Source organism: Shewanella electrica, assembly GCF_022321485.1.
Lineage (GTDB): Bacteria > Pseudomonadota > Gammaproteobacteria > Enterobacterales > Shewanellaceae > Shewanella > Shewanella electrica.
The window spans coordinates 154,121-166,067 of the sequence record NZ_JAKOGG010000004.1 but is presented as its reverse complement, the minus strand read 5'-3'; the positions used below and the strand labels follow the sequence as shown (position 1 = coordinate 166,067).

Here is an 11,947-nt window from a genome sequence, read left to right as displayed (position 1 = left end):
AGGTGATGTGCCGTGTAGTTATTCTCCACAAACAGCACCTAACGCTGAATAAATTTCGCTCTGTCGCTGCCCGAAGGGTTCATTTAAACGCCTCTTGAACTTTGTTGCCCCCAGCTTGCTTAGTTGACTAAGCGTCGCAGGCCGCGCCTCGTTCATAAGGTGTTCAATTTGAACAAAAATTAAACCATAAAGATAAACAGCCCCTATAGAAAACGTCAGCTTCGGCTGGCGTTTTTTTATTGCGACAACGGTATTAGATTCCACCGTTTCACCGCCAACACACGTTTCCCTTGATGCTAAGTATCGAAACATACAGCAACACATGCTAACGGCTTGCGGCTTTCAATCGATGGGCGTCGGCGCTATTGTGTCAGCGCTGTGATGCGTTGCATTAGCAACCATTAAACTAACCAGCGAGCACTATTTGTCTTGTTGTGCTCAACCAAAAAATAAAAGGCGTCAATGAACGTCCTCTAGCTTAAAAATTAGGAGCCCTTGTGAAAAATGCTGCCATCGCCCTCGCGGTAGGGACGGTATTATCTGGCGTGCAATTTTCAGCAAACGCTGAAGTCCCTGCACCGGTAGATACCCCTTACGCTGGCAATATTCAACTGCATGTAGATGCCACTGATTTATCCCATCGCATTTTCAACATTACTGAAGTTATTCCTGCCAAAGCGGGTCCACTGACCTTGTTGTATCCTTCATGGATCCCTGGCCACCACTCGCCTACCGGCCCGATTGATAAAGCCGCTGGCTTTGAATTTAAAGCCAATGGCAAAGTGCTGACATGGGAACGCGATGCGGGCAACGTCAACGCCTTCCACATCAATGTGCCAAAAGGCGCTAATAAAGTTGAAGTGAGCTTTAAGTTCCTGTCACCACAAAATCCCGGCCAAGGCCGCGTAGTGATGACGCCAGAAATGCTTAACCTGCAATGGAACACCGTCGCGCTCTACCCTGCTGGGTATTACACCCGCCAAATTCCGGTCGATGCCTGTGTGACGCTGCCGCAAGATTGGCATTACGCCACCGCATTGGAAAACAAAAGCAGCAAAGGCAACAGCTACTGCTTTAACACCATCGATTTTGAAAACTTGGTCGATTCGCCAATGTTTGCCGGCAAATACTACAAACGCGTGGATTTGAATCCCGGTGCCGATACGCCAGTCCACCTGAACGTATTTGCTGACCGCGCTAAAGATCTCGACATCAGCGACGAAGGCTTAAAAGCACACCGCGAGCTGGTGCAGCAGATGTACAAACTGTACGGCGCGCATCACTACAACCATTATGACTTCTTGCTAGCGTTGACCGATAAACTCGGCGGCATCGGGTTGGAGCATCACCGCTCTAGCGAAAACAGCGCCAAGCAAGATTATTTCACTAAGTGGGACAAATCTTGGTTAGGCCGCGATCTGCTGGCGCACGAATTTAACCACTCGTGGGATGGTAAATATCGCCGTCCAGCTGAGTTATGGACGCCAACTTACAACCAAGTCAAACGCAACATGGGCTTGTGGGTCTATGAAGGCCAAACCCAATTCTGGGGTTACATTGTGTCTGCCCGTTCAGGCTTGATGAGCCATGACAACACCATGGATATGCTGGCGCTGCTCGGCGCGACCTACGATAAAGGTCGTCCCGGCATGCAATGGCGCAATGTGCTCGATACCACCAACGATCCGACCATTGCTCAGCGTGCGCCATTGGCGTTCCGCAACTATCAAATGAGCGAAGATTACTATCAAGGTGGTCAGCTTATTTGGTACGCGATTGATGCCAAACTGCGTAATCTGACCGACAACAAAGTGTCAGTCAACGACTTTGCTAAAGCCTTCTTTGGTGTGCATCCCGGCGCGTGGGACATCAACACTTATACCTTTGATGATGTGGTTGCGACGCTAAACGGCCTGCAAAAATTCGACTGGGCCGAGTTCATCAACGCCCGTTTGAAAGGCCATGTGAACTTGTCTGACTCGCTCAAAGACCAAGGTTGGCAACTGGTGTATAACGACCAGCCATCTGCGGCAGTCAAAGCGATGGAAGATCGTTACAAACGTATCGACTTCACCTATTCGCTGGGCTTTAGCACCAACAAAAAAGGTGAACTCAGCGATGTATTGTGGGATAGCCCAGCGTTTAACGCTGGTCTTTCGCCCAGCATGACGCTGATTGCCGTCAACGGTGAAAGCTATCAAGCCGAACGTTTGCAAGATGCGGTCACCGACGCCAAAGACAGCAAAGCGCCCATCGAACTGCTGGTAAAAGATTTTGATCAGTACCGCACCATCAAAATCGATTATCACCAAGGGCTGAAATATCCGCACTTGGTACGCATTGAAGGTAGCAAAGATTATCTGTCTGAGATGCTAAAACCACTCTAAGGTTTGTTGCTCAACGCTTGAAAGTAAGCAGCCCGCAGTCGCGGGCTGTTTTATTGAGGGCTAATTCAATCAGGTTGCTGCGACCAGAGAATCCGGTTACGTCCTTGAGTTTTGGCGAGATATAAAGCTTCATCGGCGCGGGTTACCCCATCAGCGTGCAACTCCGAGCCTCAAGCGGACACACCACACTAACAAATACGCAGCGGATAGACCTTTGGATGACTAATGTCGTTGGCAGCCTTTGACGCAATTTAGTAAACTTCCGCCAGCAGAAAAAACCTAGGAATGTTTATGGCACAGTTTGTCTACAGCATGCTGCGGGTGGGAAAAATCGTTCCGCCTAAAAAGCAGATTTTGAAAGATATTTCGTTAAGTTTCTTCCCCGGCGCCAAGATTGGTGTGCTGGGTCTGAACGGCTCCGGTAAATCCACCTTGCTGCGCATTATGGCGGGCATCGATACTGAAATCGAAGGTGAAGCACGGCCAATGCCGGGCTTGAAAATCGGTTATCTGCCACAGGAACCGCAACTGGACGTCAACCAAACCGTACGTGAAGCGATTGAAGAAGCCGTGGGCGAAGCCAAAGGTGCGTTAACACGTTTGGATGAAGTGTACGCCGCTTATGCCGAGCCCGATGCCGACTTTGATGCGTTAGCCGCTGAGCAAGCCAAGCTGGAAGCAATTATTCAAACCACTGACGCCCACAACCTTGACCACATTTTGGAACGCGCGGCCGATGCGCTGCGTTTACCTGAGTGGGATGCCAAAATTGGCGTGTTATCAGGTGGTGAGCGCCGCCGTGTGGCACTGTGTCGTCTGCTGCTAGAAAAGCCAGAGATGCTGCTGCTCGACGAACCGACCAACCACTTGGATGCCGAATCCGTGGCGTGGCTGGAGAACTTCCTGCATGAATATGCAGGCACCGTGGTAGCGATTACCCACGACCGTTACTTCCTCGATAACGCCGCTGGCTGGATTTTGGAACTTGACCGTGGCGAAGGTATTCCATGGGAAGGTAACTACTCCTCTTGGTTGGAGCAGAAAGACCAACGTCTGCAACATGAAGCCGCCACTGAAAGCGCCCGCCAGAAAACCATCGCCAAAGAGTTGGAATGGGTACGCCAAGGTAGCAAAGGCCGTCAGTCAAAAGGTAAGGCGCGTCTGTCTCGCTTTGAAGAGTTGAGCAGCCAAGATTACCAACGCCGTAACGAAACCAACGAACTGTTCATTCCACCTGGCCCACGTTTGGGCGACAAGGTGATTGAAGTGCGTAACCTGACCAAGAGTTATGGCGACCGCGTATTGATTGACGACTTGAGCTTCTCCATGCCGAAAGGCGCTATCGTGGGGATTATCGGCCCGAACGGTGCGGGTAAATCTACTCTGTTCCGTATGCTGACCGGTGCCGAACAACCTGATAGCGGTGAAGTTGATGTAGGTGACACGGTACAGATCGCGTCGGTGGACCAGTTCCGCGACGAGATGAACGACAAAAACACTGTCTGGCAAGAGATCTCCGGCGGCCAAGATATCATCCGTATTCACGGCACTGAAATCCCAAGCCGCGCTTATGTAGGCCGCTTTAACTTCCGTGGTGGCGACCAGCAAAAGATTATCGGCAGCCTGTCAGGCGGTGAACGTAACCGTGTCCACTTGGCCAAATTGCTGCAATCTGGCGGTAACGTGTTGCTGCTTGACGAACCGACCAACGACCTCGACGTAGAAACCCTGCGCGCGCTGGAAGAAGCGTTAGTTGAGTTCCCAGGCTGCGCCATGGTGATCTCGCACGACCGTTGGTTCCTCGACCGTATCTGTACCCATATTCTCGACTACCGTGACGAAGGTAAAGTGAACTTCTACGAAGGTAACTACACCGAATACTCAACGTGGTTGAAAGAACATTTTGGCGCGGATGTGATTGAACCACACCGTTTGAAATACAAACGTATGTCAAAATAATTCAGCATATGAACGGGAGCGCCAGCTCCCGTTTTTCTTGGCCGCTGTCACACCTTAATGCCCACACAGGCTGCGCTACGGTGCACCTTTGCGACAAATGTAAATAAATGCAGTTTTACAGAGTATTTATTTACACTTTTCCCACCTAAGTCACTTAGCTTTTAGCCGCCGCTTCCATAGAATATCGCCATCGATCCCGGGGGAAGATCTCAAGACGGCTTTTATGAAAAAACTCATCATCGCACTTATCATTTGTGCGCTAGGCGGCGCCGCCATTTATCGAACGCTTCAAGCCCCAGCCAGTGGCAATGCGCAAGGGCCGGAAGAACACACCATTCCAGTGGTGACCGACACTGTCAGTGAGCATCCACTGTCAGCCGATCTACGTTTGATCGGCAAACTCACCGCCGAGCATTCCGTCTTTATTGCGCCACAAGTGGCTGGCAAAATTGAAAAAGTCGCGGTGCGTTCTAATGAACAAGTGAAAGCTGGGCAAACATTGATTGTGCTGGATGATGCCAAAGCCAAAGCCGCGGTGATGGAAGCCGAAGCCTATCTGGCCGATGAAGCCCGTAAACTGCGCGAATATGAAAAACTGGCGCACAGTGACGCCATCACCCAAACCGAAATTGACGCACAGCGCGCCAGCGTAGATATCGCTGCTGCCCGTTTAGCCTCAGTCAAAGCCGATCTGGATTACCACTACATCAAAGCACCGTTTGATGGCGTGATTGGCTTAGTCAGCTTTAGCCGCGGCAAGATGGTGTCACAAGGTGATGAGCTGCTCACACTGGATGACCTGAGTGAATTACGTGTTGACCTGCAAATTCCTGAATCGCGCCTAGCGCAACTGAGTTTAGGCATGGACGTTGCGGCAGAAAGCGCCGCGTGGCCGAGTGAAAACTTTGACGGCAAAGTCACCGCCATCGACCCGCGCATTAACGAAGAAACCCTCAACGTGCGTACGCGTGTGAAGTTCCCTAACCTGTCGCACAAACTGCGCCCGGGCATGATGCTCAATACCACCATTCAATTTCCACCGGTTTCTATGCCGGTGATTCCCGTACAAGCGTTGGAATACTCAGGTACCAAACGTTATGTCTATAAGCTGGACGGCAAAAATATCGCCCATCGCACCGAAGTACACCTTGGCACCCGCGTTAACAACGAAGTGCTGATCACCGACGGCGTGCAAGTTGGCGACACCATTGTGGTGCAAGGCTTAGTCAATATTCGCGATGGCATGCTGGTAAAACCACTCAAGCCCACCAAGCCTGTGACCGAAACTGGCAAAACTGAAACGCAGGAGCCAAGCGATGTTGCTGTCTGATGTATCAGTCAAACGGCCAATTGTGGCCATTGTACTGAGCTTGCTGCTGTGTGTGTTTGGCATTGTGTCGTTTAGTAAGTTGTCAGTGCGCGAGATGCCGGATGTAGAAAATCCGGTGGTCAGTATTCGCACCTCCTACAGCGGCGCCTCTGCTGCGATTATGGAGAGCCAAGTTACTAAAAATATTGAAGATCAATTAACCGGCATTAGCGGCATCGACCAGATCACTTCGGTCAGCCGCAACGGCTCGTCACGTATCACGGTGAACTTCAAAATCGGTTGGGACATCATGGAAGGCGTCAGTGACGTGCGCGATGCGGTATCACGCGCCCAACGTCGTCTACCAGAAGAAGCCGATGAACCGATCGTCTACAAAGATAACGGTTCTGGCCGTCCTGCTATTTACATCCGCTTGCGCTCCAGTGAGATGGACCGTACCCAGTTAACCGACTACTCGCGCCGCGTGCTGGAAGATAAGTTCAACCTGATCAGCGGTGTCAGTTCGATCAACATCTCCGGTGGTTTAACGCAAGTAATGTATATCAAGCTCAAACCGGAAGAGATGGCGGGCCGCCAGATCACCGTGAGCGATGTGATTACCGCGCTGAATAACGAAAACTTAGAATCACCCGGCGGCCAAATCCGTAACGATGCCACCACCATGACCGTGCGTACCGCCCGGCTGTACATGCAACCGGATGATTTTGATTACCTGCAAGTGCGCGCCGCCAGTGACGGTACGCCGGTGTATCTGAAAGATATTGCCGAGGTGTACATTGGCGCGCAGAACGAAAACTCCACCTACCGCAGCAATGGTGTGTCTAACGTGAGTTTAGGTATCGTGCCGCAATCCGATGCCAACCCGCTGGAAGTCGCCAAAGGCGTGCGCGAGCAAGTGGCTGCGATGCAGAAGTTTCTGCCCAAAGGCACTAGCTTAGCCATCGACTACGACTCAACCATTTTTATCGATCAAGCGATTGATGAGGTTTACAGCACTTTGTATGTCACCGGTATTTTGGTGATTTTGGTGCTGTATGTGTTCATCGGCCAAGTACGCGCTACGCTAATCCCCGCCGTAACCGTGCCGGTATCGCTGATCTCCGCCTTTATGGCCGCCTACTTCTTTGGCTTTTCTATCAACCTGCTGACCTTGATGGCACTGATCCTCGCCATCGGCTTGGTGGTGGATGACGCCATTGTGGTGGTGGAAAACATCTTCCACCATATTGAGCAAGGTGAGCCGCCATTAGTGGCCGCCTACAAAGGTACTCGTGAAGTCGGCTTTGCGGTTATCGCCACCACCGCCGTACTGGTGATGGTGTTTCTGCCAATCTCCTTTATGGAAGGCATGGTGGGGCTGCTGTTTACCGAATTCTCGGTATTGCTGGCGGTATCGGTGATCTTCTCCTCGATTGTGGCACTGACGCTCACGCCAGTGCTCGGCAGCAAACTGTTAAAACCCCACCAACAGCACAGTGCACTCAACCGAGTGTTGGACAGCATTTTTGGTCGCTTAGAGCGCCATTATCGCCGTGGCGTGCAATATTGTGTGAAGCATAAATACGCCGCACCGATTGTGATTCTGGCCTGTATTGGTGGCAGCTTTTCCTTGATGAATAACGTGCCAGCGCAGTTGGCACCACCGGAAGACCGCGGCGTTATCTACGCTTTCATCAAAGGCGCTGAAGGTACCAGTTACAACCGCATGTCAGCCAACATGGACATCATCCAACAGCGGTTAATGCCAATGTTGGGCCAAGGTGTGTTGCGTTCATTCAGCCTCGAAACCCCAGCGTTTGGTGGTGCAGCCGGTGACCAAACGGGCTTTATCATCATGCGCTTGGAAGATTGGAAAACCCGCTCGGTATCTGCTGCGCAAGCACTAAGCCAGATCCAAACGGCACTTAAAGATATTCCAGACATCATGGTACGGCCGATGCTGCCGGGCTTCCGTGGTAGTTCAAATGAATCAGTACAGTTTGTGATTGGCGGCTCAGATTACAGCGAGCTGTTTAAATGGGCGCAACTGCTGCAAGCCGAAGCGACACAAAGCGGCATTATGACTGGCGCCGACCTCAACTACGCTGAAACCACCCCAGAGTTGATGGTGCGCATCAATCGCGAACGCGCAGCTGAACTAGGCGTCAGCGTCGCCGATATCGCCAACACCTTGGAAGTGATGCTCGGTGGTCGCCGCCAAACCACTTATGTGGAACGCGGTGAAGAATACGATGTCTATTTGCGTGGTGACGAAGAGCACTTCAACAGCATGACCGATATGAGCCAAATCTACGTGCGTACTCGCAGTGGCGCGTTGGTCACGCTCGACTCCGTGGCACAAATCCGCGAAGAAGCCTCGGCACAACGTCTGGCACATACCGACAAGAAAAAATCGATCACCCTCGCCGCCAACGTTGCTGACGGTCACACCTTAGGGGAAGCGCTCAATTTCTTGGACAACCTGGTGATTGAGAAACTGCCCGGCGACATCAGCGTCAGTTACTCAGGTGAGTCAAAAGACTACAAAGAAAACCAAAGCAGTATTTTGATTGTGTTTGGCTTAGCGCTGTTGGTGGCGTATTTGGTTCTGGCAGCACAGTTTGAAAGCTTTATCAACCCGCTGGTGGTGATGTTTACCGTGCCGATGGGCGTGTTTGGTGGCTTCTTAGGTTTGTGGTTTACCCATCAAGGCATGAACATCTACAGCCAAATTGGCATGATCATGTTGATTGGTATGGTGACCAAGAACGGTATTTTGATTGTGGAATTTGCTAACCAACTGCGCGACCGTGGTTTGCCGTTTGAACAAGCAATTATCGATGCCGCTGCGCGTCGATTACGGCCAATCCTGATGACAGCATTTACCACCTTGGTAGGTGCAATTCCGTTGATTCTCTCGACTGGCGCAGGGGCGGAAAGCCGCATCGCAGTCGGTACTGTGGTGTTCTTCGGTATGGCGTTCGCCACCGTGATTACCCTGTTTGTCATCCCCGCGATGTACCGCTTGTTATCCTATAACACCAAATCACCGGGTTGGGTGGAGCAGCAGTTACAGCAGGCGCTGGAGCAACAAAAGCCAAGTACCACAACGCCCACAAACGACGCCTAAACGGATTGTTTGCCTAAAAGAAAAGGGATGCCGTTAGGCATCCCTTTTTTTCACTCAGGGTAAAAAAACCGACAATCTCATCGGGGAAGTTGGTCGCCATGGCAACCAACAGAATGCAGCGCCAATAGCCGGTAACTCTGACACTTGAGTTACAAACGTCACTGACATTCAGCGATATTAAAGCTCGTCCAAGTTGCCTCAACATCATGGACAAAGATTATACGCATAACAGAACAGCTATGTATAGCGTTATTCAGTAATATGTTTGATAAAGTCATACAATTTCGCCACAGAGCGGACCACTTAGCGGCGACTGAATAGCAAAAAACCGCTGCTTTTATATAATTTCTGTACAGTTAGCGGCCAACAATGCCTGCTGGCAAGGTAAGTGCTATAGATTGGAATAATGGCTAACGGTTAAATATCACCGTCCATATTTGAGAACAGGTGTAGTTTTTCCGCATGACAAACCAACTCAGCAGCACGCATCGGCTTGGCGAAGATAAGACCTTGGATCACATCAACGCCGAGTTTCACCAATAACTGACGCTGCGCTGCGGTTTCCACGCCTTCAACGGTGACGCTAAAGCCTAATTGGTGTGCCAGTTGAATACTACAACGCATTATTTTTAGCGCATTAGGGTTGATCAGTAGATCATCCAAAAACGCTTTATCAATCTTGATTTCATCCACTGGCAGATCTTTGAGATACGCCAACGACGAATGACCCGTACCAAAATCATCAATCGCCACCTTGATACCCAAGGCGCGTAATTCGCGTAATTTTTGCTGAGTATCTGGCAGGTTAGCCACTAAGGTACGCTCGGTCAGCTCCAGTGCTAACAAACTCGCATCCACTTGATATTCGGCTAATTTCGCGCTGATTTTACCGACCACATCTTGCTCAAAGTCACTGCTACTGAGATTAATCGCCAGTGGCAAGCGTATGCCCTGCTGTTGCCAACGCGCCAATTGTGCAACTGCGGCATCTAACACCCAATCGCTGACTACCCCCAACATACCAGCGCATTCCGCTAGTGGAATAAACTCCGCCGGTGAGATACGGCCAAGCTCAGGATGTTCCCAGCGCATCAGCGCTTCTGCCTGTACGCACTGACCGCTCACCAACGCTTGTTTAGGTTGATATACCAGATAAAGTTGTTGCTGCTGTAATGCTTTGGGCAAGCTATTGATGATGCTCATTTCACGCTGATTAGCTTGGTCATCACCGTGCTGATACTGGGCGATAAACGGTGGTTGCGTTGCCTTTTTCAGCGCCAAATCCACTCGGCGCAACATCTGTGATACGTCGGCGTGGTCAGTGGCTAACTGCAACACACCTATTTTCACTTTCAAACCAATCGGCGCATTGCCGACTAAATACGGCTGCTGCAACAGTTGCTGCAACGTCAGCAGCTGTGTTTGCTCCACCACTGTGTCAAAAAATAGTAAAAACTCGTCACCGCCCATACGGGCAATAAACCTTGGTTGCGACGAAAACTGACGCAAGCGCAGTGCAAACGCTTGCAGCACTTTGTCACCGGTATGAAAACCAAACAGATCGTTGACGAAACGGAACTGCTCAATATTGAGCAGCACCAGCGCACCGTGAGTGAGCGGCATTAACGGCGCTAAGGTCTTTTTCAAATTGGCGCGGTTTGGTAAGCCTGTCAGTGGGTCACGACCAATATTGGCGGGCAGTTGCCGTAGCAAAGCTTTGAACGCGGTATACAGCGGTAACATCAGCGCTGGCACATCGGTAAAATCGAGTGGTAACGTGTGTTCGGTCTGCTCACGTACATGGTTGGCAAGACGATGGATAAAACGCTTGAGCCGGTAGTGCCGCCAAATACTGACAGCCATCACTAAGCTCAATAACACTAACACGCCAATTAGCAGGTATATCATCAAGTCCTCTGGGCGACTTAGCGTATGACGGTGCGTCGCCGTTTATGCTCGGCAACAGGCTCAACTTACGCGCCCCTTGCTAAGCCAAATGCAGTCATCAATTAACCAAGACAGCATACCGATGATTGTGGCTAATGGTAACTCGCTTTAATTGAATGGTACTGTTCTAAAAATTGCTCATCCGCAAGTTCATCTGGCGTAACGGGCAAACCTTTACTGGCAAACACATCTAAGCGCTGTTCCAGTTCGTTCCCCGCGCGTAACTCGCCAACATAAAATGCTGCCGCCCGAATAAAGTCGAGATAAGTGACATGTTCCGGCAGATAGTGCAAATCCGCCCAGCGTTCAACCACTTCGGTCACGTCTGGTGCAAAGTCCCAACTGTTAAGCACCGCACGGCCAATCGGCCCTTGCAGTTTTCTCACCAGCGCACGCAACTGCTCAACGCTAGAGAACAGCTCGGGATGCGACTCAGCTTCGGTCAATACTGGCAAGGCGCCGATGTTATGCACTAAGCCCGCCAAGGTGAGCGTATCGTAATTCAGTGGGGATTTAGGGTGTTGCACTTTATAGATTTGCAACATGGCGCAGGCGGCTGACGTCACTTCAATCGAGGTGGTCCACACTTCATCCATCACCTCCCACACCATCTCATTAGTAGAGATAAACAGTTGCTCCATCGCAATCGAAGTCACGATCGACTTAATCTGCGTCAAGCCGATGCGCGTGACCGCGTTGTTAATGTTTTCCGCTTTGACGCCGCGACTATATAACGCACTGTTGGCAACTTTGATCAGACGTGCAGAAATCGCGGCATCTTGCCCAATCACTTCAGCGACATCTTTGAGGCCGGATTTTGATTGTCCAACCACTTCTTGTACTCGAATCGCCACTTCCGGCAAAGTGGGTAAAACCAGCGTATCGCTTTTTAGTTTTTTAAGTAGGCCGACCAACAGCTGGTGTTCAGTAGACATGCACACCCCAATTGTTAAAATTCGTTTATCAAGTATATCAGTTCTAAAAATAATCAACGGAAAGATAATCCAATCATGGTGCTAATCCAACCATAATTATTAAGGATTTGAACCACATCTAGCTTTATAAACTGTTAAGTAGACTTTGATCGATTTCATCTATCGCGATGCTATCTATTAACATTGTGATCGGACGAACGAAGTGGGCAACCGCGCTTTTTACCACGCTAGTAACCGCCAGCTATAAACCAGACTAATTTAATCAACTTTTTGATTTGCA

Annotated in this window: 7 protein-coding genes; 4 read left to right on the top strand and 3 right to left on the bottom strand. The window is 50.4% G+C overall.

The window, feature by feature from the left end:
- Nucleotides 1–18: 18 nt before the first annotated feature.
- Nucleotides 19–264: a hypothetical protein gene (locus L9G74_RS07705; RefSeq protein ID WP_238895719.1), complete on the bottom strand. Its 246-nt coding sequence runs from the start codon at nt 262–264 to the stop codon at nt 19–21.
- A 233-nt stretch (nt 265–497) separates the two neighbouring features.
- Between L9G74_RS07705 and L9G74_RS07700 the strand changes: the two genes are divergently transcribed.
- The 4 genes from L9G74_RS07700 to L9G74_RS07685 all read left to right on the top strand — a co-directional run bounded on the left by L9G74_RS07700 (nt 498) and on the right by L9G74_RS07685 (nt 8,785).
- Nucleotides 498–2,387 (top strand): M61 family metallopeptidase, encoded by a 1,890-nt coding sequence (locus L9G74_RS07700; RefSeq protein WP_238895718.1) that lies wholly within the window; start codon nt 498–500, stop codon nt 2,385–2,387.
- Between the two features lie 291 nt (nt 2,388–2,678).
- Nucleotides 2,679–4,346: an energy-dependent translational throttle protein EttA gene (ettA, locus tag L9G74_RS07695; RefSeq protein WP_238895717.1), complete on the top strand. Its 1,668-nt coding sequence runs from the start codon at nt 2,679–2,681 to the stop codon at nt 4,344–4,346.
- Between the two features lie 223 nt (nt 4,347–4,569).
- Nucleotides 4,570–5,676: an efflux RND transporter periplasmic adaptor subunit gene (locus L9G74_RS07690; protein WP_238895716.1), complete on the top strand. Its 1,107-nt coding sequence runs from the start codon at nt 4,570–4,572 to the stop codon at nt 5,674–5,676.
- Nucleotides 5,663–8,785, top strand: a complete 3,123-nt coding sequence (locus L9G74_RS07685) for a multidrug efflux RND transporter permease subunit (RefSeq protein WP_238895715.1) — start codon at nt 5,663–5,665, stop codon at nt 8,783–8,785. The genes L9G74_RS07690 and L9G74_RS07685 overlap by 14 nt, the downstream gene beginning before the upstream one ends.
- Nucleotides 8,786–9,202: 417 nt before the next feature.
- On the opposite strand, the gene L9G74_RS07680 is transcribed toward L9G74_RS07685, so the two are convergent.
- Both L9G74_RS07680 and L9G74_RS07675 read right to left on the bottom strand, forming a co-directional pair.
- Nucleotides 9,203–10,693, bottom strand: a complete 1,491-nt coding sequence (locus tag L9G74_RS07680) for a putative bifunctional diguanylate cyclase/phosphodiesterase (protein ID WP_238895714.1) — start codon at nt 10,691–10,693, stop codon at nt 9,203–9,205.
- Nucleotides 10,694–10,824: 131 nt separating this feature from the next.
- Nucleotides 10,825–11,667, bottom strand: a complete 843-nt coding sequence (locus L9G74_RS07675) for an HDOD domain-containing protein (protein WP_238895713.1) — start codon at nt 11,665–11,667, stop codon at nt 10,825–10,827.
- Nucleotides 11,668–11,947 lie beyond the last annotated feature (280 nt).